Origin of the sequence: Leptospira brenneri (assembly GCF_002812125.1) — a bacterium.
Classification (GTDB): domain Bacteria; phylum Spirochaetota; class Leptospiria; order Leptospirales; family Leptospiraceae; genus Leptospira_A; species Leptospira_A brenneri.
Genome location: NZ_NPDQ01000012.1, coordinates 34,719 through 59,201, shown reverse-complemented (window position 1 = coordinate 59,201; position 24,483 = coordinate 34,719). Strand labels below are relative to the sequence as shown.

At 36.7% G+C, this 24,483-nt stretch carries 20 protein-coding genes; 10 read left to right on the top strand and 10 right to left on the bottom strand.

Annotated elements, in window-relative coordinates; genetic code table 11:
- Positions 1-27 precede the first annotated feature (27 nt).
- Positions 28-213 (top strand): hypothetical protein, encoded by a 186-nt coding sequence (locus tag CH361_RS18475; protein ID WP_100792304.1) that lies wholly within the window; start codon positions 28-30, stop codon positions 211-213.
- Positions 214-229: 16 nt separating this feature from the next.
- On the opposite strand, the gene CH361_RS18470 is transcribed toward CH361_RS18475, so the two are convergent.
- Positions 230-817 carry a TetR/AcrR family transcriptional regulator gene (locus CH361_RS18470; protein WP_100792303.1) on the bottom strand — a complete coding sequence of 196 codons (588 nt, stop codon included), beginning with the start codon at positions 815-817 and terminating at the stop codon, positions 230-232.
- A 93-nt stretch (positions 818-910) separates the two neighbouring features.
- Here CH361_RS18470 and CH361_RS18465 point away from each other — a divergent pair, with 93 nt between their 5' ends.
- The gene (locus tag CH361_RS18465) at positions 911-1,384 is read left to right on the top strand and encodes a PaaI family thioesterase (protein ID WP_100792302.1); all 474 of its coding nucleotides are present in this window, start codon (positions 911-913) and stop codon (positions 1,382-1,384) included.
- Between the two features lie 3 nt (positions 1,385-1,387).
- Here the strand turns inward: CH361_RS18465 and CH361_RS18460 are convergent, their stop codons facing one another.
- Positions 1,388-1,993 (bottom strand): TetR/AcrR family transcriptional regulator, encoded by a 606-nt coding sequence (locus CH361_RS18460; protein ID WP_100792301.1) that lies wholly within the window; start codon positions 1,991-1,993, stop codon positions 1,388-1,390.
- A gap of 116 nt (positions 1,994-2,109) precedes the next feature.
- Between CH361_RS18460 and ppnP the strand changes: the two genes are divergently transcribed.
- Entirely contained in the window at positions 2,110-2,421 is a 312-nt protein-coding gene (ppnP, locus tag CH361_RS18455) for a pyrimidine/purine nucleoside phosphorylase (RefSeq protein WP_100792300.1), read from the top strand.
- Here ppnP and CH361_RS18450 read toward each other — a convergent pair.
- Complete coding sequence (locus tag CH361_RS18450; RefSeq protein WP_100792299.1) at positions 2,412-2,591, bottom strand: YegP family protein; 180 nt, start codon at positions 2,589-2,591, stop codon at positions 2,412-2,414. The two genes, ppnP and CH361_RS18450, sit on opposite strands and share 10 nt — an antisense overlap.
- Positions 2,592-2,718: 127 nt before the next feature.
- On the opposite strand from CH361_RS18450, the gene CH361_RS18445 reads away from it, so the two are divergent.
- Positions 2,719-4,596 carry a 7TM diverse intracellular signaling domain-containing protein gene (locus CH361_RS18445; protein WP_100792298.1) on the top strand — a complete coding sequence of 626 codons (1,878 nt, stop codon included), beginning with the start codon at positions 2,719-2,721 and terminating at the stop codon, positions 4,594-4,596.
- Positions 4,597-4,720: 124 nt separating this feature from the next.
- On the top strand, positions 4,721-6,211 hold the full coding sequence (locus CH361_RS18440) for an MASE3 domain-containing protein (protein ID WP_244279962.1): 1,491 nt from the start codon (positions 4,721-4,723) through the stop codon (positions 6,209-6,211).
- Here the strand turns inward: CH361_RS18440 and CH361_RS18435 are convergent.
- Genes CH361_RS18435 through CH361_RS18420 form a run of 4 tightly spaced genes read right to left on the bottom strand, consistent with a single transcriptional unit; the run spans position 6,191 to position 9,898 of the window.
- Positions 6,191-7,225, bottom strand: a complete 1,035-nt coding sequence (locus CH361_RS18435; protein WP_100792296.1) for a hemin-degrading factor — start codon at positions 7,223-7,225, stop codon at positions 6,191-6,193. The two genes, CH361_RS18440 and CH361_RS18435, sit on opposite strands and share 21 nt — an antisense overlap.
- Positions 7,222-8,007 carry a heme ABC transporter ATP-binding protein gene (locus CH361_RS18430; protein ID WP_100792295.1) on the bottom strand — a complete coding sequence of 262 codons (786 nt, stop codon included), beginning with the start codon at positions 8,005-8,007 and terminating at the stop codon, positions 7,222-7,224. Before CH361_RS18430 ends, CH361_RS18435 begins: the two co-directional genes overlap by 4 nt.
- Complete coding sequence (locus CH361_RS18425; protein WP_100792294.1) at positions 8,004-8,996, bottom strand: FecCD family ABC transporter permease; 993 nt, start codon at positions 8,994-8,996, stop codon at positions 8,004-8,006. Before CH361_RS18425 ends, CH361_RS18430 begins: the two co-directional genes overlap by 4 nt.
- Positions 8,993-9,898, bottom strand: a complete 906-nt coding sequence (locus tag CH361_RS18420; protein ID WP_244279961.1) for a heme/hemin ABC transporter substrate-binding protein — start codon at positions 9,896-9,898, stop codon at positions 8,993-8,995. Before CH361_RS18420 ends, CH361_RS18425 begins: the two co-directional genes overlap by 4 nt.
- A 304-nt stretch (positions 9,899-10,202) precedes the next feature.
- On the opposite strand from CH361_RS18420, the gene CH361_RS18415 reads away from it, so the two are divergent.
- The 5 genes from CH361_RS18415 to CH361_RS18395 all read left to right on the top strand — a co-directional run bounded on the left by CH361_RS18415 (position 10,203) and on the right by CH361_RS18395 (position 15,652).
- Positions 10,203-11,033, top strand: coding sequence for a hypothetical protein (locus CH361_RS18415; protein ID WP_100792315.1), 831 nt, complete (start codon positions 10,203-10,205; stop codon positions 11,031-11,033).
- Between the two features lie 108 nt (positions 11,034-11,141).
- Positions 11,142-11,951 carry a hypothetical protein gene (locus tag CH361_RS18410; RefSeq protein ID WP_100792293.1) on the top strand — a complete coding sequence of 270 codons (810 nt, stop codon included), beginning with the start codon at positions 11,142-11,144 and terminating at the stop codon, positions 11,949-11,951.
- A 13-nt stretch (positions 11,952-11,964) separates the two neighbouring features.
- Positions 11,965-12,585, top strand: a complete 621-nt coding sequence (locus CH361_RS18405; protein ID WP_100792292.1) for an HmuY family protein — start codon at positions 11,965-11,967, stop codon at positions 12,583-12,585.
- 23 nt (positions 12,586-12,608) lie between these two features.
- Positions 12,609-15,095 (top strand): TonB-dependent receptor plug domain-containing protein, encoded by a 2,487-nt coding sequence (locus CH361_RS18400; protein ID WP_244279960.1) that lies wholly within the window; start codon positions 12,609-12,611, stop codon positions 15,093-15,095.
- A 44-nt stretch (positions 15,096-15,139) separates the two neighbouring features.
- Entirely contained in the window at positions 15,140-15,652 is a 513-nt protein-coding gene (locus tag CH361_RS18395) for a nucleoside 2-deoxyribosyltransferase (protein WP_100792291.1), read from the top strand.
- Here the strand turns inward: CH361_RS18395 and recD are convergent.
- From recD to CH361_RS18380, 3 genes are read right to left on the bottom strand one after another with little or no spacing between them, the layout of a single operon-like run.
- Positions 15,644-17,440, bottom strand: coding sequence for an exodeoxyribonuclease V subunit alpha (gene recD, locus CH361_RS18390; protein WP_100792290.1), 1,797 nt, complete (start codon positions 17,438-17,440; stop codon positions 15,644-15,646). The two genes, CH361_RS18395 and recD, sit on opposite strands and share 9 nt — an antisense overlap.
- Entirely contained in the window at positions 17,437-21,048 is a 3,612-nt protein-coding gene (locus CH361_RS18385) for a UvrD-helicase domain-containing protein (RefSeq protein ID WP_100792289.1), read from the bottom strand. Before CH361_RS18385 ends, recD begins: the two co-directional genes overlap by 4 nt.
- Before the next feature lie 3 nt (positions 21,049-21,051).
- Entirely contained in the window at positions 21,052-24,357 is a 3,306-nt protein-coding gene (locus CH361_RS18380) for an exodeoxyribonuclease V subunit gamma (protein ID WP_100792288.1), read from the bottom strand.
- Positions 24,358-24,483: the final 126 nt, after the last annotated feature.

Sequence of the window (24,483 nt, the reverse complement as noted above, 5' to 3'; positions counted from 1 at the left end):
AAATTTATTTGATTAGGATTAGTTAAATTGAAAGTTTATAAACATACCAAAACAGGAAATTTGTATTTAAAATTGGATGAGGTCAAAAACTGCACCAATGCAAATGATGGGCAGGAGATGGTTTTATATTGTGAATATAATAAGGAGAATCCTTTGAAGTTCGTAAGAGAAAAAAAGGAATTTTTGGAAAAATTTGAAGAAGTAAAGATTTAAAGAAGGTTTAAAGTTCTTAGATGGAAAATTTTAAAATATCTTCCGCCATTTCAGTTTTCGTTTTATTTAGGACTTTACTCTCTGTTTCTGGAAAATCTGTCTCAATACAGAGGTTGCTATAACCATGTACTAAGGACCAGGCCATCAGTGCAAAACTACGATGGTTTTCCTTTCGGCGTTTCGTTTTTAGATAAAATCTGCATCCGTGAACAAGAATTGCGTAAGATTTTAGTTTCGAACGTTTTAAGATTGTCGATTCATTCGTTCGTTTGGTTTGGAACATCAAACGATAATAATTGGGATTTCTAATTGCAAATTGGACATAAACAAGCCCTAATTTAACAAAATAACCATCTGGATCTTTGTTATTTTGCGGTACCCTTTTTTGCAAAGACCCAAGCCTATCAAATCCGATAGAAGCTAGGATTTCTAAAACCTCTTCTTTGTCTTGAAAGTGTCTGTATACGGCTGCATGAGAGACTCCAGAAAGAGTAGCAACTTCTCTCAGAGAAAAATTAGAGGCCCCCTTTTTTTGTAATAGTTTATGACAAGATTTTATAATAGAATTTTTTAAATCGCCGTGGTGATAGGACCTGCGTTTCACAGTATAAATTTTTCAAATAAGTTACCATTGGCAACATTTTTCTTGAAATAAAACCTAATAATGTTACTATTGGTAACATATGGAGATTGTTTTATGCAAACACTCACTACCGAAGAAATCCAAAAGATCTTAGAAGAAATGACTGTTAATTTCAATCATGGAGGGAGAAAGATTACTGTACCGCCTCCTATCTTTCTCGCGATGAAGGCTGAAATTTTATCCTATACAAAAGGAAAAAGTATCACAGTTGCTTTCCCTGTTTCTGAAGACCAAACCAATCCCATGGGGATGATGCAGGGTGGGGTCATTGCCGCAGCCTTTGACAATGCCTTTGGTCCTTTGAGTTATCTCGTCGCCAAACGTCCAACAACTACGATTGATATGAATATTCAATACATCCGAGGAGTTGCCGTGAACCAACGAGTCATCGTTAAGGCATCTGTGGAAGCCAAAGGATTTTCTACAATTCATATGATTGGAGAAATGCGCACAGAGAAGGACAAACTTCTTGCTACAGCGACAACAAACTTACTGATTTTAAAAATTCCTGGTGGGGTAGGGGAATAAAGATTAGGTTTTATAATCGTATCTTTCTAAAACCATTTCAATGATTGTAGGAGTGCAAATCGTTGTGTCATTAAAATGTTGGCTCATAATTACACCGTGAAGAAATGTTTTGATGAGGATCATTTCTTTGTCAGGTTCTTTGATTCCGTAGGATCGAAATCTTTCTCTCATTGCCTCTTTAAAAGGGGCAAACCGTTTCTCGACACTTTCCATCATCTTTTTGGAAAGTGAGACAGAACCGGGTTGAAAAAGACATACAGAAATCAAAATCATGGTTTTTCGTTCTTCTTTTGCAAATTGAATGGAACGATTAAAAAATTCCCTTACATATTCTTTGGCAGAAAGATTGGGAGGAATATTATTATAAAACTTCTCTTGTTTCGCAAGATAACTGTCTATGATTTGTTCAAAAATTTGGTTTTTACTTTTGAAATAATTATAAGCGAGACCTTTTGAAATTTTTGCATGATTTGCAATCATTTCCATTGTAGTTTGAGAAAAGCCATGTTTTGCGAACAATACAATCGCTGAGGAAAGTATCCTTTCTATGGATTTTTCCCTGGCTTGTTGTTTTTTATTCTCTGACTTTTGTGACGACTTTATAGGCACTGACCTTACCGTTCTGGAACTTCCGAATTTCGCAAACACTTTTTAATACCAAATTGGCTAGATTGGAGAATTAGAATTCACTTGGAAGTCTGAGGTCTTCCCTGTTTTTGGTCTATATGAGTTCATTCGAATCCGTAACTGTACTAAAATCAGCCAATATTTATTTCAACGGGAACGTTACTAGTCGGACAGTTTTATTCCCTAGTGGGGAAAAGAAAACCTTAGGAATTATGATGCCTGGGGAATACGAATTTGGAACCGACCAAAAAGAAATTATGGAAATCCAATCAGGAAAACTCTCTGTTTTGTTGCCAGGATCCGAGACATGGCTCCAAATCGACGGTAAGTCTGAATTTGAAGTCCCTGCTGGATCCAAGTTTAAACTTAAGGTTCAAACAGTAACGGATTATTGCTGTTCTTACGTTTGATCCACAATTTCCGCTGAACCGGCATTGTTTTTCACTGAATTGATGCCGTTTTCACAAGCTTGTTTAGAGGAATATCCTTCGCTAGAGGCAATGATTTCTCCGTTGCCTGCTTTGAGGCGAAAACGAAATTCTCCTGATTTATCTTTGTAAATTTCAAATTTTGCTGACATAAATCTATCTCCTTGATTTGCCAAAACTATTTACCATTTAGGGATTTTGGCAATACGTTTTCTTCGTAATTTTGATTTTGAATTTCGCGAACTGTTGGGTCCAAAAGATTGGCATTAGACCTGTTATATGCCCGCGATCTCCTTAGGCAGAATTAATTTATTTCTTTTGGTTTTCCTTTGTTTGTCTTGTGGCACAAAGTTTCCGGAACGTCCTCTCATTCAATATACATTCGAAACAAAAACTTTGGAACAGGTTCTCTCTGGATCTGCTGTTTGGTCCAAAGCCCATGAATTAAAATATAATTTTGGTTACTGGAAACCTTTTGTTTGGGTGAAATTTGATCTGGTAAATTCGTCTGAAGAAATTTGCGATTATATCTTAGAACTTGAATCTCCCTGGGTCGACAATGTTTTGTTAGGTTGGGATGAGAATGGGAAGGTTGTCGAAAAAAGGTTTGATGGTTCACGTGCTTTTTCTGACAGAGAAATCCAACATAGAAACCCGGTGTACCGCTTTTCCTTAAAACCACTAGAGAAAAAAACAATTTATGCAAAGATTCAAAATTCCGGGATTTTAAGCGCTCCTTTCCGGATTTGGCGGATCGATTCTTTTTTTGATCGAATGGAAAGGGATTATATTGCCAACGGAATCTACTTTGGAATTATTTTTGCTTTGTTATTATACAATCTATTGATTTACGTGAGCGTTAGAGAGAGGGCTTATGTATACTACTGTTTGTATTTGGCAACTTTGGCAGTAAATTATTCACTACTAGGTGGATTTTTTAAACAGCTTCTTGTTCCTGATTTGGCCATGTCAGTAAAGCCCTATCTTTATGTTTCGGTAAATACTTCTTTGACTTTTGTTGGATTGTTTTCGTTATCTTTTCTGAATTTAAAAAAGGTAAATCCGTTTTTACATCGTTTGGTTTTGTTTAGTGTAATTATCTTTGGTGGGATGGCAATTTTATCTTTTGTTTTGCCTCACAACTGGATAGAAGTTTCTTTTATTTATACATTTCCTTATATCTTTCTTTTGCTTATGTCTGCAGGAGCTTATTCTTATGCAAAAGGTGTGAAGTCTTCTTTGTTCTTTCTTTTTGCATGGTTTACTTTGTTTGTGGGAGTTATCTTTGATTCGTTAACTAAGGCTTCGCTAATTCCTTCGACAACCTTTGGTCGGTATGGAGTTCAAATTGGAACTGCTTTTGAAGTGATTCTGTTTTCTCTTGCTTTGGGTAGAAGGTTACGTTTTTTACTCGAAGAAAATCTTCTTGCACAAAATCAGTTAACAACGATTAAAAAAGATTTAGAAACAGCAAGAAAGATACAAATGCGAATTTTACCGGATGGATTGCCTAAAAGTCAAAAGTTATCTATGTTTGTATCTTACCATCCTCTTTACGATGTAGGCGGAGATTTTTATGATTATTTTGAGTTTTTAGATGGGTTTGGACTGGTCATTGCTGATGTGACAGGTCACGGGGTGAGTGCAGCCCTCGATTCTTCTACTGTTAAGATTGCATTTCATAATGCAAAGGAGTTTAAAGAGTCGCCAAAAGAATTAATTTCTGCAATGAACAAATTTCTCTGTTCAAGCCTAAGCGCTCGGTTTGTCAGTGCGGCTTATTTTTATTTAGATTTTAAACAAATGAAATTGTATTTTTCTTCAGCAGGAAATCCCCCCTTTGTTCTTATCCGCAATAGAGAAATAGAATCATTTGAATGTCCTGGGCTTCTTTTGGGTGTGAGACCAAATTTCGAATATGAACAAAAAGAAATTGATTTGGAAGAGGGGGATCGAATTCTTTTTTTCACCGATGGTTTGTATGAAAATTTAAGGCCTGATGAAGAACCCGATACAATTTTGTTTCCTGAAATCCGACCATTAGTAGATTCTTCGCAAGATGTATTTCACTCTCGTTTGATGAACAGATTGTCCGCAATGCGGAAAACTTCAAAGGATGATATTACTCTTGTTTCAGTTGATTTGATAAAAAAATAGTTTTTGGCTCGGTATTTTAAATTTCAGTTCACTTTGAAATAAATACTTGCTAAAGAAGTGTGGTTTGGGTTTGAGTTGTCTACCATTCATGTTTAGTTCTCTTGCTAAAATTCTTAGAAGTAGTATGTTCTACCCCGCTGTCATTCTCTTCTGCGTTTCTCCTCTTTTTTTGATAGGGGTATTCCCTGATTACTTTTATCGAGAGTATGAGATTGGGTATTTTTTAATTTTTCACAATGTTACAGAAATCTTCAGTGTGATTGTTTCCTTCTCAATTTTTGGACTTGGATATTATTCTTATGCTCAGAGTAGAAACGCACATACTTTGTTTTTAGGAGTTGGGTTCCTTGTTGTAGGGTTGGTTGATTTTATGCATACACTTGGTTATGCAGGGATGCCTGATTTTATCACTGAAAACTCAGGAAATAAATCTTCCCAGTTTTGGATTTTCTCTCGTTTTGTTACAGCAATTGTATTGTTTGTTGCTATTTACATCAAACCGAATAGGAAATACAAATTGATCCGAGAAGGTTTTTTGATCTCTTGTTCCCTTTTACTCGTTTTTGTAATTTTTCTTTTGGTTATATTTTTTAATGATTGGATTCCGAAAACTTATGAACAAGGAAAAGGGTTAACGATTTTTAAGAAAAATGCTGAATATGTAATCATAACAATTCTTGTTTTGTCCTTGTTTGTCTATAGGAACGCAACTTTTTACACATCCAAAAAACAGTTAAGATATTATTTGGCGGCTTTCATTGTTTGTATTTTTAGTGAGATGGTTTTTGTTTTATATACAAGTGTTTTTGATGTTTATAACGTAATAGGCCATATTTATAAAATCGGTGCCTTTTACCTGATTTACAAGGCAGTTTTTATCTCTGCGATTCATGACCCTTATGAAAGATTGATACAAACCAACCAACTTCTCTCTAAAGAGGTTGAAGAAAACAAAATTAATTCTGAGAAAATAAGGAAGTCGTTACAAGAAAAAGAGAATTTAGTAGCAGAGATTTTTCATAGAACTAAGAACTCGATTCAATTGGTTCGGTCTATTTTGATGATTCAAGCATCCGATTTTCCTGAGGATAAAAATATTCAATCGATTGTCGAAGACACATCAATCAAAATTCAAACTATGTCTCTAGTGCATGATCATTTGTACGCAAATCAAGACCTAAGTGAAATTCGTGTATCTGATTATTTACAATCTTTGGTGGATATGATTCGCCAGGCATATCCACCTTCTGGTACAGAAATTAAAATCAATTTGCAAGTGGGAGATGGAGCTTTATTGTTAGATACTGCTGTTCCTCTTGGTCTTGTTTTTACTGAGTTACTTTCGAATAGTTTTAAATATGCATTCCCGAAGCTAAAAACAGGGGAGATATCGATTCAGTATTCCTTTGATGGAAATCGATGTTATTTGGTTTATAGTGATAATGGAGTTGGGTTGCCCGTAGGGTTTGACTTGCAGAAACAGAAGAAGTTGGGTCTTAGTTTGGCAAAAATTATCGCCGAAAAACAAATGGGAGGAACCTTGAGCATCGATGGTGCTCAAGGTTTTCGAATGGAATTTAATTTTCCAAATGATTTATACAAGAGAAGGATTTAAATACTCTCTAGTTAACTGGAACCAAATAGACGACTGCGGAATTCCTGGTTTTCGTTTTCCAAACATTTGTAAGATTAGTTCTCCTTCGTTATCAAAAACTTCAACGGAAGTCACTAAACCGTCTCTTGTTGGTTTGTCGACTACCCAGACGGATTCAATTTTATCGGTTCGAAGATGTAAATTAAATTCAGGATCGAGTACGTTAAACCAAGGCCCCATTGGCTCTAGTCGTTGGATTTTTCCCGTGTGAATTTGAATCATTCCAGGGTTTCCAACAAAAATCATGATGTCTAGTTCACGTTTGCTAGATTCTTGCATTAGATTTAAAAAGTCTTCTGTAGAAATTTTGAACGTAAACTTACCACTTGCTGCTTGTAGTGAAAATTCTCGTGAATACTTAAATTTTCGAAGTAACGAAAAGAAGTCATGTGTGTCTTCGAGTTTGCTCCATGCTTCTAGAAATTGTGGAATTTCTTTAGAATCATTTGTTTCTGTTTTTGGTTTGGATGTTTTTGTTGGTGTAGTAAAAACTTGGGTTTCGTCTACAAATAGGGTTTTGATTTTTTCCCAACCAGCAGTTGAAGATTTATCTGTTTGATAAATTTTATGGACTGCTTCCCCTTTGGAGTCAAAAAACTGAAAGCTACGCATCACATCGTTTTCTTTCGGTTCTTCTGCATAAAACCCATACTTCCAATCATTTAGAAAAATGCGTAGGTCAATGTCTTCGCCAACAGCAAGAGCGGTTTGTCCATTTACTGAAATATCTTTGTAAATACCTTTTCTCTCGTGAACACAGGATTCGTTTCTGGTGAGAGCCATCACGTAACCGAGTTCTGTTGTGTTTAATAGAAAATCAGCCCAGTCAGGTTTTAATAGTTTGACTGATGGGCCAAGTTTGGTTGCCAGTAGCTCTGCTTCGCTTACGTTTAAATGTTTCGCAGCATCCCGGATTCTGAGTTTGGGCATTTCTTTTTTTAAATTTTCCCAAGCGTTTTTTAGATCAGTGTTCATACACTTACTCCTATTTTGTTTAATTTTGGTAATACCATGTTTACGTTATCGTTGATGATAACATCGATTTCGATGTTAAATACTGATTGAATGCCTTCTTCCGTAATGACTTCGTTTGGTGGTCCGCTAGCAAAAACCTTTCCGTCGGATAAAAAAGTAATTTTATCTGCATATCGAGATGCCAAATTGAGATCATGTAATATCATAAAAACACCATATCCTTTTTGAGATAGATGCCTGCAGAGTTCCAATACTTTGATTTGGTTTGGTAGGTCTAGGCTTGAAATGGGTTCGTCTAATAGAAGATATCTTGGTGGTTCTTCCCAGATTTGAGATAAAACTCGTGCAAAATGTGCTCTTTGTTTTTCTCCTCCAGAAAGAGTGTTGTAGTTCTGGTTTTTTTTATCTAAAAGATCTACAATTTCCAAACTTTGCAATGCGATGTCTAAATTTTCTGTATCGGAAGTTTCGTGAGGAAATCTTCCCAGCTGCACTATATCGAGACAAGTGAGAGGAAAATTGATTTCCGGGTTTTGTGTTAGAACTGCTCTTTGTTTTGCGATGGATTTGGCGTTTAAGGATTGAATGGGTTTCCCATCAAAATAAATGGAACCAGAACTAGGTCTTGTATCAGAAGAAAGTAGGTGAAACAAGGTTGATTTGCCAGCTCCATTTTTCCCCATAAGAACATGAAATTCTCCTGGTTCAATTGTGATGTTGATGTCGCTTAGGATGGTTTTTTTGCCAATTTGATAATGGATTAATTCGGTTTGAATGCTCATTGATAGTTTCCTCGTTTTCGTAATAAGCTGATAAAAACAGGTGCTCCCAGAAAAGACATAACCACACCTACGGGAATTTCTGTTGGTTGTACGACGGTTCTGCAAATCCCGTCTGCTAAACATAATACACTTGCACCAAGGATGTAACTTGCAAATAGTAAGGTTCTATTGTCTTGGCCAATCACCAAGCGAATGATATGCGGAACAAATAAGCCGACAAAGCCAATATTCCCAACAAGTGCGATTGAGGAACCTACACTCAGACAAATAAGAAGAATTAATAGTATTTTGATTCTTTCTGTTTTTAATCCTACGTGAGCGGCTTCTTTTTCTCCGAGTAATAATACATTTAAAGGTTTTGCAATGAATGGGCTCACGAGCAGAGGTAATAAGAAGATGATCAGGAATTTTTGGACATTGGGCCAATTGGCTCCTGATAAACTTCCTAAATTCCAGGAGGATAAACTTCTCAATTGTGACTCAGTGGCTATATAGCTTAGGATACCGATTCCTGACAAACAAAGAATATTGATGGCAACACCCGTTAATAACAAGTGATTGATCATCGTTTTGCCGTTAGTTCTTGCGGTGATAAAAGCAATCACACAAACAAGAAGGCCACCCACGAAAGAAAAAAGAACTATGTAGAAGAGATTATGTAAAAAAGGTAAATGTGAACCAAGAACAATTGCGATTGCTGCAAACAAAGCAGCACCCGCTGTGATTCCGATGAGTCCAGGTTCAACGATGGGATTTCGAAACAGTCCTTGCGATAACGCCCCCGACCAAGCGAGGGAGCCACCAACTAAGAGTGATAAAAGAATCCTAGGTAATCTTAACTCGTAGAAAACAGTTTTTTCTAAAGTCTCAGCAGGGTTTTCGAATATGTCGTGAAAACTAATTCGCATAACACCCATTTGTGAATTTAAGATGATGGATAAAACAAAAAAGATTCCCAATACGATAAAGAAGACAATCTCCTTTCTCATTCGAATCCTTTCCACTTTGTATTGAGGGTTTTGAGAGCTTGTGGTAATCTAGGGCCAAATCCGAGTAACATTAGATCATCCATAGTAGTTAAACGTTTATTTTTTCCTGCATTTGTATGTGACATCCCGTTGATAGCCCAAACTCCATTTTCTCCGCCTAAACCTTCTACGGAAATTTCTGGCATCAAGATGATATCTGGATTGAGGTCAATGAGTGCTTCCGGTGTCAAAGGTTTGAAGTCAGAAATTTTTTCCGCAACATTGACCGCACCCGATAATTGGATCATGACATCTGCCGCTGTATTTTTTCCTGCAACGAAAATAGAGCTTACACTTCTGGAATAGAGAAATAACACGCGGACTTTGGTCTTAACAATTTTTAATTGTTTCATTTCTGAATTGAATTGTTTTGCAAGAGCATTGGCTTCTTTGGTTTTTCCAACGAGTGAACCAATGGTTTTGATTCTTTCTTCTGCACCTTCGGTTGTTAGTTTTTCAGGAAGAATTTGTACATTGATTCCTGTGTCTTTTAACTGTTGGATGGTCTGCGCTGGTCCTGCGTATTCTAGTCCTAAAACTAAATCTGGTTTGTGGATGAGGATGGCTTCTGGTGTGAGTGTTCTTTGGTATCCAACTTTCGGTAAGGTTTTTGCTTTTTCGGGAAAGTAAGAGCTTGTGTCGTCCGCAAGTACTTGGTTACCAGCACCTAATGCAAATAGAATCTCAGTCACGGTTCCGTTTAATGATACAATGCGAGTAGGTGTTTCCGCAGTGAGTGTTGATGATAGAAGGATAAGGGAAACCAGAAGGGTTCCAAATGCTTTGGTTGGTTTGAATCGGGTCATGATCCAAGGTTCAAAGAGGAGGGTGTCGGCGTCAATAGAAAAGAGAATGAGTCTCAATGTACCTGATGGTATTAGAAAGCAGATTTTGATTTCATGTCTTTCTTCTTCCTAACCAACCGGATAACTCCAGTTACTTACTATTTATAATTAATAAAAAATGATTCGGACAAGGCGATGGGAAGGGAGCGCGCACATGGCGTTTCCTTCCGGATCCAGAAGAGATTGGGTCTGGCGGATCGGATTGGGAACGGGATTTATAAGAAGTCGACTTCCTGTATTGAGACTAAATCTCAATAATCTTGTTGACAGGAAACGGCGTTCTCGGAAGTTGAGAATCAGAATCAATTATTTAGGAGAGCCTATGAACAAGCTCAATCAATTCACAGCTCTAACTTTGGCAGCATGCCTTAGCTTAACATTCATTTCCTGCGAACAGGAAGATAATAAAAACGACAATAGCACAATGTTACTGGGTCTATTTACAGTTGCTGAGGCAGCGAAGTCTTGTGAGACTGCGGGTAGTACTTTGACTTTGTCAACTCCTGTAGAAATTTGTAACCCGGCTGGTGGAGCAGGGGTTCACTTTGTGATCCATGATCTTTCTAATGCATTCAGTCATAGTGTTATTTTCTCTGGTGGTTACAAATCGAAGGACAATGCTTTGAATGGCCCGACTGCTGGAAATGTTTTGGTAAACAATTTCAATGCATTCCAATTCTGGATGTATGATGGACGTTCTACTTCGGGATCTCCTGCTTCAGCAATTCGTTATGAACCAAATTATGCAGCTTCCTCTGCTGTAAGAGTTAACACTGGTTTAACTGCATCTGAATTGCCTATTGCAGCAGTGACAGACACTCAGTGCGATGCATTTGTTGCTGCAGCGACAAACTGCAAATTAAATAAAAACGGCGGCGAGAAAAAAACTTTCTGTTTGGACGTAACACAAACAACATCTGGCCCTTCACGCATCACACTTTGGTTAGATGGAAAGAATGGTGCAAATTGCAGTGTTAAATCTAGTTTAACCGCAGAAAATGCAGTGGTTCACAAACTTCCTAGTGATTTTGCTAATAACACTGCTCCATTAGACACTCGGGCATTTTATTTGGCTGCAGCTCCTGCTGGAACTAATTCCGGTTCTGTGAGTTTCAGTAAAATTACAGTTTCTACAGAAACAGCTATCAAATAAGGAAAATCACTCCTTTCGAGTTGGCGGTGGATTGCAGTCTGAACATTCGTTCCCGATTGTAATACACTGCCTTTATTCATTTTACACCAATGCCAGGAGGTATCACTAATGAATCATCAAACCAACAATCTCTTCTTTCAGAATATTTTTCGCAAGGTTGCCCTTCTTCTCATTCCAACTCTCCTTTTTACATTTTGCGAAGAAAAAGAAAACACGGAACAAACAAATCTACTACTTCTTGCCGCTGTTTCTAATCAAACAACAGCTCCATCTACTGTATGCCAAACGAATGCAGATGGAACAGTAGAGACGACAATGCCTGTGATCAAAAAGGGAACATTTGCACTTTGTAGACCTGCTTCAGGTGCGGTGCGTCATTACAGAATCGAGGGTTTGAAAATCATTGGTGGGCACACTGCAGTTTCTATCTATGTAGGTCTACCGGAGAATTATGCTACTGAAGTCAGTAGAAATAGCACACTATCTCCTGGTCAATTTGGTATGAACTTTTATTCAGGGAGTGGGGTTGGAGGATTTGTTCCAGGTTATGCGTATGCGAATTACGGCGCGGCTGAAACAAGTATTAAAAATTTAACTTCTAACGGGAATAGTACTGCTCCCACTGCTCCTGCTGTTGCAGGAACATCTTTGATTAACTTTATTGATCAAGAAGTAGATCTTTGTTTTGATCTGACTGTCGCAAGTCCTCCGCGTTTTACAGTTTGGGTCACCGGCAAAAATACTGCAAATTGTAAAACCAGAACAAATCTAACAACCGGCAATGCATTGTTAAACGAGACGACTTGGACAGCAGGAGATCCAGCTCTTGCTACTGGATTTTCTTTTATTGGTCTTAGTGCAAGTAGTGGAATTTCTTTTACGAAAGTTGTCACCTCTACTCAGTTAGCAGTTCCATAAATAGGTAAATTATATGAAATTTTTAAATATAGTTCTTTTTGTTTTATTTAGTGTATCCTTCGTTAATTGTACTCCAAAAAGTAGTTCGGACGATGGTTCTTCGGCGGCTCTACTTCTTCTCACTGATGCAGTTGCAGCTACGGAAGGCACTACAATCAATGCAACGTCGACAACAACATGGGTGCATGTAAACTTAAAAGCAAATGCAGCGATTGTCGGTGGAGCAGATCGTTGGGATTTGAGATTCAAAAGATATAACATCGCTACAAATAGTGGTACAAGTGGTTCGGGTTCAGGTGGAGCATGTGATACCGGTTCAACGAATTATTTCGCAGAATATTCTGGTTCTGAATGTACGAAGGTAGTTGATGTGCAGCTTTCATCAAGCGGTGGCGGGCCAATCTCAGGCTCTACTGAAAGTATTAATCCGGTGATTGCGGCGCCATTGGATCTAACTCCTATGCCTGCGGGGTATGGTACTTGGTATTCATATTCTAATACAATTCTAACTGCCAAACCAAATGTTTACATCATCACTGGTGAGGATGGCGCAAAATACGTATTGCAGATGTTAGATTATTATAGTTCAGCCGGAACTTCGGGAAACCCTAGATTCCGTTGGCGAAAACTTTAAATTATTTGTTTATGGATCGATGAATGAATTTGTTTTGTTTTGATTTTTTGAAGAAAAAATTGATCCCAGTGTGTTTACTGGGATTTCTTTTGATACCGTTTTTATTTCAATCAGTTCTGTTTTCTCAAGCAACACCTCCAAAAAAAGAAGAAGGGGTGACTGAAACTCAGCTCCCAGACCAAACTTCAAAACAGCCAAAACATGGTGACTCTGGAAATCAGCCAAACGAAGTTAACAGTGATCGCAATAATGTAATTACTGTTACTGGGACGAGAAGAAGGAATCTTTTAAAAGATTCGACAATCACTACCGAGGTTTTGACGAGAAAAGACATTGATGCCATGGGTGCTCGGGATCTTTCTCAAACATTAGGGAACGTTCCTGGGATTGAAGTGAGGCCAGCCCAAGCGGGTGAAAGAGGGCAAACGGTTCGGTTGCAAGGATTATCTGCACAGAATGTTCTGATCCTAGTGGATGGGCAAAGGACTACTGGTCGTTTTAGTGGATCCATTGACTTAACTCGTTTCAAAGCAGAAGATATTGAGAGGATTGAAATTGTTAAGGGTGCGTCTTCTGCCATCTACGGATCAGATGCAATTGCTGGTGTAATTAATATCATCACCAAAGAAGCACAAGATCCTTTGTATGCCGAATTTCGTACTCTTGGAGGTTCGGGAAGCGAGAAGTATTACGGTCCTTATATGGAGTTTAGAAATTATGCAACTGTCGGAGCAAAGAGTGATAAACTATCAACTCTTTTTACAGTAGGTTGGCATAAAGGAGAGGGGTATGACCTAACACCGGATGCAACTCCCGGTCCCAGAAATGGTCGTTATGCGTCTCTTGCACCAGGTTATAATCCGTATCCTTACAACACCTCGATAGCCAATGCATATTTATATGCAACTAGGCTTCCTGGTTATTCGCCACCGCTTGAGTCTACTTCTGGCAGTGCTTTTAATGATATGAATCTTTCCAATAAGACTGTCTATCATGCTACAGACAACTTAACATTAACGGGACAGTTTTACTATCGACATTTAGATCAAACGGCAGTAGATGCGACTCTCCCCAGAACTGTTTATGATCGAAGGAATAAAACCCATGACTTTATGGGTGCATTTAATGTGGATTGGGTCGCCAATCAAAAAATAAACGTAAACTTAAATGCCAACTACTCTAGGTTTCAGGATTTATATACAACAGACCAAAGAAAAGCGGATGATTTAGATTCCCAACAAAGAACCGATAATGCGGTTGCAGAGTTCCGATCTAGAGTAGATTATAAATTTTCAGAAAACCATGTAACATCTGTTGGAGCAGAGAACTTGCAGGATCAAATATCTTCGGCAAGAATTGCTCCTGATTGCCGTCGAACCTATCCGAATGTTTGTTTGGATGACTTTAACCCAGAACTAACAAGAGGGCAGACCATCAACGGAAATGCATATCGTTTTAGAAATGCTTTTTATGTGCAAGATGAGTGGAGAGTCTCAGATAAACCACGGATCCAAATTGTTCCTGGTGTTCGTTATGATCATGATTCTATTTATGGTGGGGAATGGCTTCCTAAACTCGCAATTCGGTATGATGTGACAGACCAGTTTCGTTTTCGAACAGCAACTGGACTCGGATACAGAGCTCCAAGTTTTCAAGATTTATACTTTAATTTCTTAAATCCAGGTGTAGGTTACCGTGTGGTTGGAAGTTCCGATCTCAAACCAGAACTTTCAAGAAGTTATAATTTTGGTTGGGAGTGGGATATCACAAAAAGAATTTGGTATAGCTCCAATCTTTTTCATAACAATGTAGACAACCTAATTGGATTTCGAACCAATCCTGCTAGAGATTCTTCTGGTTTGATGGTATACCAAACATCAAATTATCAAAAGGCTACTACCCAAGGGATCGAGTCTTCTATCAATTTTCGTTTGACTGAAATTATATCGACAAGCGCCGGTTATACCTATACTGATACAAGAGACGAACTGACTAAATTGCCTTTAGAGGGTCGGGGTCCACATCGTTGGAATTTTAGTATACGCCTTGATGAAAAGTCTAGTGGTTTATCTCTATCCATCTTTGCTGTTGTTTTTGGGAAACAACCATACTATTGTGTTAAAAATCCATTTTGGTGTAACGCGGATCTTCCATCAAACTTTGATGGTTTGGAAGCCGCATTGAATAGTCAGGCACAAACTAACATAGCAAATGCGCTTGGCCAACTCCCAACAGGGGTTTCTGATTATTGTGCAGAAAACAATCTCTCTTACTGTACCACAAGTGCTACTTATGGATATAGAATGGTAAATCCGCATACGAATCTAAATTTACGTTTATCACAAAGATTTTTTGGGCATTTTCAATGGTTTGTGGGTGTAGACAATGCTTTGGATGCCTGGGACTTACAATACAACCCTCAGAGACCTAGGTTCTTTTATTTTGGATTGGATGGGAAGTTTGCTTTTAGTGAGGTAAAAGTAACTCCAGCAGAACCAAGAGTGAACTGAAAATTTTCTTTATATTTTCTCGTGGCTCCAGATAGAATTGAAGTATGAAAACCATCTATCTTGCGGGCCCCGAAGTTTTTTTGCCAAATGCTTTGGAAACTCTTTCAAAAGCTAAAAATCTTTGTGAATCCTACGGGTACCGGACTTTTACTCCTTTTGATGGAGAAGTAATGGATGAAGAGGGGCTTTCAAAGGCAAAAAAAATATTCCAAGAGAACGTGAAGCTGATTGAGCAGAGTGATATTGTCATAGCGAATTGTAATCCTTTTCGAGGTGCGTGTATTGATGATGGAACGGCTTTTGAAATTGGATATGCTTACGCTAAAGGAAAACTTGTTTATGGTTATGTAAATGATAAACGCACTCTTCCTGAAATTGTTTCTTCTCGAATTTTAACAAAGCAGCATGTTTCTGGTTATGCGATCGATGAAGATGGGTATCTATTAAACGAGGATTTTGGAAATAGTATTAATTTAATGTTGGAGTTTTCGATTTTAAATTCTGGCGGTAGTTTGGTTCTAGGAGATTTAGAATCTGTTTTAAAACAATTAAGATAACCGAAATCCTGTTTTTCGTCTTCGGAATGTTTCTAAACCTAGTTTCCAGGTATTGTAATCACCCATAAGGATTACTTTTTTTTTGGCTCTCGTGATTGCCGTATATAAAATTCGGCGATTTAAGAGAGAAACTTCCTTTGCATTTTCTGAATTTAAAGACGGTAGAGGAGGAAGATACAATAGGATTGTGTTGTATTCTGATCCTTGGCTTTTGTGAATTGTCAGAAAAAAAGCAGGTTCATGTTCGGGTAGAGTATCTAAAGCAAACGAATACAATCTGTTTTCAATTGGGAATACGGCACGGAGTTCAGAACCAATTTTTAAAACTAGGCCAATGTCTCCATTGAATAGTTTTCTGATTTGATCATTTCTTTTGATCATAATAGGCATTCCTTGAAAGTAAAAAGACTTTGCCAAGTGCCTATATTCAATACTATCAGGATTGGTTCCTAGTGAAGTTAATTGTTTTTTTGCTAGGTTTAGAATCCTTGTTTGTATAGATTCAATTCCATAATAACCATTTCTTAAAATGGTTAAACATCGATATTCAGAAATTAAATCTTCGAAAGAATTTTTGTTGCTTCCATCTGTTAAGTCTTTTTGGTTCCAATGAAAGTCTGCTGCCTTTTTTGCCGTAGGCAAAAAGAAATCCTTCCAAAGATACTGAATTAAATCTTCTCCTTTCCAGTCTTTGTAAGGGAGTGGAAGAGTAGGGCTTGGTTCTTCCTTTTGCAACCAGATAAAGTCGGCTTCCGTTTTTAATTCGTTTAGTAACCCTATTTTTGGATTGGGGAATTGGACGATGGCATTTTCTAGTTCGAAGGAGTTTTTAACTAGTTCTGCAAATTTGCTAAACTCAGAAGAAATCGATGATCTGTGGTTTATTTTTAATTCTGAAACAAACTTTCCTTGGGTTTTGAACTCAGTGAGTAAATCTGCCAATACTTCTCCTTGGCCCACAGAGGGAAGTTGGTTTGGATCGCCTAATAGAATTAGGTGGGTTTTATCATCAATGGAATCCAAGAACAAATTCATAAGTGTTAAATCAACCATAGAAGTTTCATCCATGATGATGAGATCAAATGGCAAATAACGATTTTCTCCAAAATATGCTTTTGGTTCGTCTGGAAATATTTTTAGAAGGTTGTGGATGGTTTGTCCTCTTAAAGAAGAGGCTAGATCCTTCGTATCTTGAAAGAAATTTAAATTCTTTTGGATAGATTCGGTTAATCTTTGGGCAGCTCTCCCTGTTGGTGCGACAAGTGCGATTCGATTTGTAGTTGGTAGTTTTTGTAATTGATCGAGAAGTTTGAGTATGAATGAAACAACAGTTGTTTTGCCAGTTCCAGGACCTCCAGCAATGATTCGAAAGGAGGAGGTGATGGATTCAATGACAGCTTGTTTTTGTTCCTTGGCAAGGGGGTTTTTAAAAGAGGATTCCAATGTAGAAATGATGGATTCTAATTTTTGAATATCCTGTGAGTTTAATATACTTCCGTCCTTTCGATTTGTTAGTAAACTTTTTACTTTTGATTCAAAATGGAGTTTTTCGGAATACGTTTTTTGGAAATAAAGTCTTTTTTCGTTTTCTGTTGATTCTATGTGTAATGGAAACGAATCTTTAAAATTTTCTATCGAAGGTGAATCTATGGAAGATAAATAAAGATCTCCGTTTTGATTGACTTCAATTAGTTTTGCGATTAACTCTTCTTCGGTTTTTGAAATCTTGGGAAAGTGTTTAAGAATTTCTTTTGCGATTTCTAAATAAGATGGTTCTGTTTGTTTCATGAATATAATTTCTCCAAACTAAAAGCAGCATCTTGGATATATGATAAAATCTCTGCCCTGATTGCCGTAAATGTTTCGGACGTCCATTGGTCTTTCGATGTTTTTAGATCAGAGTAGATCCCGGAATTTTTTTCTATACCCATCCCACGTAGAAAAAGATAATAAACACCACCGAAACGTTCCAAAGCCAGTTCTTTACCATAAAGTGAGGAAAGATAGTCATAAAGAATGAGAGCATAAACTGACTTTTGAATTAGGTACCCTTTTTCAACCACTGCTGTAGTGACTGCTTTTGTATCATAAACTTCATTCGGCAAAAGATTTGATTTATAATCCACAATATAGTATTTACCATTTTTACAGAAAACCAAATCGATGGCACCTTTGAGATAGTTTTCAAATCCTGGTGTTAAATTTGTTGTAAGTCCTTCTAACATCTTTTGGACATAGAGATGAAATTTTAATTCCGAGGATCTTTCTTCTGGTTTCAATTTGTTTAAGGAAAAAGTTTCCCCATCAGCCAGTGTGATTTCTGCCATCATGGCTCGTTTTAAAACTTTCGCTACAACTAAGTCTAAACTATCCGCTGCGTCAAATGGAAGTTTGATGGGATACTGCCGCATGGACTCAGAAAATGCCCAAAGCCACGATGGATGTTTTTGTATTGATTCAATGGGAAGTTCAAATATCGAAAAATCACATAACTCTAGAATGCGATGAAGAAAATTTCCAACTTTTGAGTTGGAAGGTAAATCGGTTTTGACTTTAATGGATTCTTGCTCCAAAAGTTCTTCTATTTCTTTTTGTGAGTCCTCTTGGGTTTTTATCAAAGCGTTTTGAGAAGTTTGTAAACTTGTATAACTATGTTGTAATAAGATTCTACCTGCTTTGATTTCTGTGGGAAGAAAAATAAGGTTCTGTTTCTCTTTAGTTAATGGATTTGTTTTTTTTGTATCGCTAATCGGATCGAATGACTCGGGATTCATTTCGTTCCGGAATAAAAAAAGCCTGTCTATGTTTTTGCGAGAGAGAACAAGTTCTTGAATTCTTTCCAGTTCTTGAAATAAAGTACTGCCATACCCTGTTTTTTTTGTAAAATCTGTTCCCCAGGATAGTTTTGGCAAATATAATCTTAAATTTGGTCTTGTGAGGGCAACATATAACAGGCGTTTTTGTTCATTGATAAAATGATTGAACTCAATTTGTTTTCCGACTTTAGAGTCCCAGAGATTTAGAATCCACTTTCTTTCTGTTTTTCCGTTTTCTTTAATGAGAGTAGGGTATTCGTAGTTGTTTAAACTTTGAGGTCTGGTTCCAAAATAGTATAAAAATATGATGGGCCATTCCAACCCTTTGGAGGCATGGATGGTTAGAATCTGAACTGCATCATCTTCTGTTTCACGGTCAAAGAGTGGTTCTTCCTCCGGGGAAGTTTTTTTCTGTTTAAGCTCTCGTAGTTCATCCAGTAACTCCGAAAGACTTGCATTAGTTCTGATTTGAAATTCAAGTAATCTTTGAAAAATTTGTCGGTAATTGGTTCGTTTTCGTTCCCATTCTAGGTTTTTAGTTTCATGGTTCCAAAGTATTTTTGTTTCGTCCATCACAGAACGAAAAAACGCTGCATACCGATTGTCTCGAATTAGTTTTAGCCAAACATCGATTAAAGATTTTTCGTATGAATCTATAGAATGTTCATTGTATTTGGATAGATTTTCCGCCCGAACACTGAATAGTTCAGAAAAGAGAATTCTTTTGTAGGAACGAGAGCTATTGGAATCAATGAGACATTCTAGTAAGTTCTCAATTTGATCTGCTTCTTTCGATTGAAAGACACCCCTTTGTTTGTATATGGAACATGGGATTCCTGCCTTTGATAAAACCTTTTCAACAAGTTCAGTTTCGTTTTTGCTACCACATAACACAGCTATATCTTTAAGCCTTACTTCTTGATGGTTAGGGTTGTCTTTTTTAAGAAAAACTAAGGATTGTTTCTTTTGTTTAAAAGATAGGATTTCATCTTTTATAGATTCTGCCCATTGGATCCGCGCTCGGCTAACATTCTGGAATTTATCTGGGTATTGGATGATATGAATTCCAAATTCATTTGGATCTGTATACTGATATTTAATTTCAGAACTCTTTGGATAATCAACCGGATGGTACTGATAGTTTTCTTTCTTTGAACCCGGTTCTTCGATTGGGAAAAAACTAGTTTCTCCAAGTTCTTTGCTTTCGTCATGGAAAAGGAGATTCAGAGCTTCTATAATTTCTTTGGTGGATCGATAATTTGTTGATAAAGTTGCTTTCGAGTTTGGAAAGTCTTTTTCAGCTTCCAGATAAATTCCAATATCTGCTCCTCTAAAGCCGTAGATACTTTGTTTTGGGTCTCCAATACAAAACAACATTCGAGTTTGGTCATTAGGATCCACAAAAAGAGAACGAAAAATTTGGTATTGGTTTTTGTCTGTATCTTGAAATTCATCCAAAATACAAACTTGATATCGTTCTTTAAGGGATGTGATTAATGAAGTATTAGGAGAAGTCACAACTGCTTCATAAACTTTGAGAATCATCTGATCATAAGTCAGTGTATCATTTGTATTTAACTGCGATTTTGATTTTTCTACTAACCGAAAAACCGTTTCTTGTAAAAACCATTTTCCGTCTAAATCAATTTCCTCTATAGGGAAAGTTTCTTCAAGTAAAGTGACCAAATTAGTTATGGAAGATTGGAGTTCTACTGCTTCTTTGTTTAAATTTTTGACAATAGTTTTTCCAGTTAATAATAAATAGGAGAACCCTTGGTAATTTGCACCTTCCGAGGTCCTTTTGAAATTTTTAATTCTGAGTAACTCAGATTTGAGTTGTTTGTTATCTTTGGCACTTATGGCCAAGATGAATTGGTTTAAAGATGACCAAGCCTCTAACCATTTCTGCGAGGTCCTTTTGTCTCCTTGGCCTAGAATTGATTGTCCGACTTTTCCCTCTAATGTGAGGATGATTTGTTTTAAATTAGGGAGAATGATTTCAATTTTTGGAGAAGAAATGATTCCTTCGATGGTCAAATTTTTGGGGAAGTAGTAGTTTTTTGTATCAGAAAGAAGTTTTGAAACTGCAAAAGTAATATTCGATTCGTTTTCTAAGGCTTTTGATTCAATTAATGATTCCGCAAGTTCCTCTGAATTTTTCCCATCCCAGTGGTTTCGCTTTAATTGGTAAAAACTATTTTTAACAATTTCATCTGTGTTTGTTAGTTGAAAATTGGGATTGTTTTGTGTTTCTATCGGATATTCTTTTAAAACCATATTACAAAAACCATGGATGGTGGAAATGGTCACTTGGTCTAAGTCTCTTAGATAACGATAGAATTCAGGTTTTTTCCCCTCATCAGATAGTTCTAAAATTTTGGATTTAAGTCTCGCCTTGAGTTCGCCTGCAGCCTTTTCTGTGAAAGTGAGGATGAGTGTATTTAAAATTCGATTTTCAGAAATGTTATGATCTACATCATATTGCATGATTTCACCTAACATTTGCATGATTAGGTGTGTTTTTCCTGTTCCGGCAGAAGCTTCAATGAATTTAGGTTTCTGGAGTAGGGGATGATCCATAGTTTAGAATCCTTTTTTTAGAAGCGGCAGAAACACATTCCATACCGAATGAGGAGAAAACTGTTCTAGTAATGTTTTGGTATGTGGAGATAGTTTCATTAGTTTATTTTCAAAATGTAAAATGGTTTCCGATTCTTCCAAAAGAAGTTCATTCCACATGGGATCAATGGTTTCTGGATTTTTTTCCAATTCTTCGAATGAATTTTTAGAAAAGAATATATTCAAACCAGCATTTGGGATGTATCGGGGGTTTTCTTCTGTAACTAGTTTGTATACGGAACTTAAATAAGATCTACTTTCTGATTCAGAAAGATTCGAAAAATCAAGGAAGTCTTCCGTTTTGAAATCTTTCGAGTTTGTTGGGATCACCACAAGTTTTTTCCCTATACTTTGAAATAAACAAGCAGTAATGAAGATCAGAGCCATTTTACCTAAATAATCCTTTAGGTAATCATTTGGTTGTTTGGGTTTCTCATACAAACTACCTGTATAAAACCAATAAAAAGTTCCATCTCTTTCGATTAGATTTTCCCATTCACCATTGATAGAATCAACATCTGTTATCTGGAATGGTTCGATTTTTTTACATTCTCGTAGACCTGTATCACCCATGGAGACAGCTTTTAAATAAACGGAACCATCATTTTGATCAAAGATAGATTCTTTAAAAAAACGAAATCTTTCGGAAATGGTTTCTAACTCTTCTAATAAAACTTTGGAAGATACAATATGAAAGGCTCCATAAGGAAATTCGCTTTCTTTTTCCTTTTTAAAAGTGTAATCTTCTAAATGTTTTCGGATCCGATCCGCGTCCCAAGTCCAACCTTTTTCAGTCACCAATGATTCTGTAAAGATAGGGATAAAAGTTTTTTTAACCGTAAAAATTTCTAAAGCATTCAGTCGGAAAGGTTCCTCTGCTGACTCTTCGTCTTCCTCCCAAACTTTTCCAAGATTTTCTGAAAGAGAACTTAGGATCGGATTTTTCAATCCATTGGATAACTGTTGGACTGAAATGATATTGGTCTGTTTTCTAACAACTTCTGATTCTGTCAGTAAATCTGGATTTGTAAAGTCTGGACTGTCTGGTGCTTCACTTGATTCTCTATAGGTTTTAATATTGCGGACATAGTCAAAAGATGGGAATTGTGTTTCGTCGTAGAACCGACTATAGGATGTTAGCGGCAATTCAACGGCTTTTTTTATATCCATTGTGGTCATCACTTCAAATAGAGTTGAACATGGTTCGAATTCTTTGTCTTCCAGTGTATTTTTCCCTACATAGGAAAATGTAATACTTTCTTCTGCAGAAAGGATTGATTCCCAGAAAAGGGATTCTTGGATTTCTCTTCTACTGAGATCCCAAGGTTTGGAATCAAATCTACGTAAATTAAACCTTGATCGATCAACCGAACCTGGAAATTTTCCTTCTCCTAGTCCTGCAATGTATATATGTAAAAAAGGAATGGGTCGCATGGGTTGTAAAAGAGAGATCGTGATCCCTTCGGTTAAGTAGTTCCCTTTCTGCATTGGTATGTTAGAAAAAACTTCCTCTGTAATCATCAACAGCATTTCCAAAAAGTCTTTCGGACTTTTCCAGTCAGTATGACACCAAGATTGTATGGATCGTAACCATTCGTTGAAATAATTCCGTTCGTTTTCTAAATCACCTTCAAAGAGGAACAATTCTTGAAAAAGAGTTTCAAAAATTAAATAACGTTCTTCATTAGAATATTTTAAAATACTTTCTTTTAAATCCCATTGTATTTTTTTGATGCGATTCCAAATTTCTACAAATTGAATGATTGTTTTGTCGGAAGATATTTCTTTTGTAACAACTTCTGCTTCTTCCCAAGCAGTTTTTTCGTCTAGAACCATCGACACCACTGCACGTTTCAGTCCAAAGGAAATTGTATATGGATTGTATTGGTTTCCTTCTTCGTAAATTGAACCTAAAGAATCAATTAGATCCAAAACTTTCAGGGAAGAAGGCTCATCTTCGTCTCCACCAAGTCCCGTTAAGAGTGGATTTTTGAATAAAGTATGGATATCATCCTTTTCAAACCTATTATTTACGATACATCGAAACAAAGTGGATAATGCGGAATAAAGTTTTGAAGTATCTTTGGCGGCTAAATCTGTAATGGAGTAGGGTAGTTTTAATAATTTGGGTAAAGTCCCTTCTTTCTGTGAAGCATAAATTCCGCCATCAAACACCCATTCAATGGAAGAACGATATTCGTTCATATCCGGAACAAGGATTGCAAAATCAAGTAAATTGAGTTTGCCTTTGCTTAAACTTATTTTGTTTAGTATGTCATGAGCTATGGATTCAAGTTCACGGTATACGGAAGGCGCATTCCAAACTCTGACTGTTTGATCTTCCAAATAATTTTCTGGTTTTGTTGATTCTTCGAGTAATTGTGCTTTTAGTTTGGACAACATACCTCCACTAACAAACTTAGATTTTTGTTTGGTATACTCACCTTTTGCAAATTCTTTTGCTAGATAGGATTGTGGTTTAGAAAATTTCGAAAGATGGTTTTTGTTTTTTTCTGAATTTTTTCCAATGATTTTCCCATTATGAAATTGATAAATATGTACATTCAGTTTGGAGTCAGGGCCTGATGTTGTTTCTTTTAGAAAATCGATATAGGTTCCCGATAGATTTGATAAACAAAACAAATGTAAATCGCCACTGAGTGATAATTTTTTTCCTTCTTCTAAATAACGGAATAAATTCTTTGGTTTTGAACTGTCTTTGAAAATCTCCGTATAAATTTGTTTTTCAAGTGCAAAGTAAGGGTCTTTTTTTAATTCATTCGGAATTGGTTTTGCCTCGAGGCCAAGCCAATCTTTAATCCATTCCTCTCGATTTAGTTCGTAATCTTTAAAATATTTTGTGAGGATATCTGAAAGATAGTATAATTTTGGAATTTCTTTTAAGTAGGTTTCGATCTCTGGAAAATCATTCAAAATTTCTTTTTGATTTCGATAGAGTAGAGCAAAACAATCTTTTTTTAAACTTTCATATTGGTACAACGCAGTTTTTTCTTCGTAAGCAGGTATATTCAAATATTGAAATATAATTTTTAAAATCGCTTTTTCTAAAAAAGTAAATTCAATATTTAAAGATAAGTTTGATTCATCAAATTTAGGTAAATTTAGTCGCAACCACGGGATCAGGTTTTGATTAGGCACTACCACCAACGGACGTTTGAGAGGATTCTCTTTTTGATTCTCCTTAATTTGTTTTCCAAGTTCGGTGGTGATATCTTGTAAATGAAGACCAGCGTGATAATGTATCGGCAACGGGATTCCCTTTTTTGTGGATCATACTGATTCTGATCCTGGAACCACCAAAGTCCATTCTTAATCGTAATCGATTAACGGAAAAAAAGTATGAATCTTGGGCGCCATTTCCGGCTATCCGCTGCA

What these genes read in the sequence shown, in the direction of transcription:
- CH361_RS18465 (WP_100792302.1), top strand. Translation starts at nt 911, where the DNA reads ATGCAAACACTCACTACCGAAGAAATCCAAAAGATCTTAGAAGAAATG.
- CH361_RS18395 (WP_100792291.1), top strand. Translation starts at nt 15,140, where the DNA reads ATGAAAACCATCTATCTTGCGGGCCCCGAAGTTTTTTTGCCAAATGCT.
- CH361_RS18435 (WP_100792296.1), bottom strand. Translation starts at nt 7,225, where the DNA reads ATGAACACTGATCTAAAAAACGCTTGGGAAAATTTAAAAAAAGAAATG.
- CH361_RS18430 (WP_100792295.1), bottom strand. Translation starts at nt 8,007, where the DNA reads ATGAGCATTCAAACCGAATTAATCCATTATCAAATTGGCAAAAAAACC.
- CH361_RS18425 (WP_100792294.1), bottom strand. Translation starts at nt 8,996, where the DNA reads ATGAGAAAGGAGATTGTCTTCTTTATCGTATTGGGAATCTTTTTTGTT.
- CH361_RS18410 (WP_100792293.1), top strand. Translation starts at nt 11,142, where the DNA reads ATGAATCATCAAACCAACAATCTCTTCTTTCAGAATATTTTTCGCAAG.
- CH361_RS18400 (WP_244279960.1), top strand. Translation starts at nt 12,609, where the DNA reads ATGAATTTGTTTTGTTTTGATTTTTTGAAGAAAAAATTGATCCCAGTG.
- recD (WP_100792290.1), bottom strand. Translation starts at nt 17,440, where the DNA reads ATGAAACAAACAGAACCATCTTATTTAGAAATCGCAAAAGAAATTCTT.
- ppnP (WP_100792300.1), top strand. Translation starts at nt 2,110, where the DNA reads ATGAGTTCATTCGAATCCGTAACTGTACTAAAATCAGCCAATATTTAT.
- CH361_RS18450 (WP_100792299.1), bottom strand. Translation starts at nt 2,591, where the DNA reads ATGTCAGCAAAATTTGAAATTTACAAAGATAAATCAGGAGAATTTCGT.
- CH361_RS18440 (WP_244279962.1), top strand. Translation starts at nt 4,721, where the DNA reads ATGTTCTACCCCGCTGTCATTCTCTTCTGCGTTTCTCCTCTTTTTTTG.
- CH361_RS18385 (WP_100792289.1), bottom strand. Translation starts at nt 21,048, where the DNA reads ATGGATCATCCCCTACTCCAGAAACCTAAATTCATTGAAGCTTCTGCC.
- CH361_RS18415 (WP_100792315.1), top strand. Translation starts at nt 10,203, where the DNA reads ATGAACAAGCTCAATCAATTCACAGCTCTAACTTTGGCAGCATGCCTT.
- CH361_RS18405 (WP_100792292.1), top strand. Translation starts at nt 11,965, where the DNA reads ATGAAATTTTTAAATATAGTTCTTTTTGTTTTATTTAGTGTATCCTTC.
- CH361_RS18445 (WP_100792298.1), top strand. Translation starts at nt 2,719, where the DNA reads ATGCCCGCGATCTCCTTAGGCAGAATTAATTTATTTCTTTTGGTTTTC.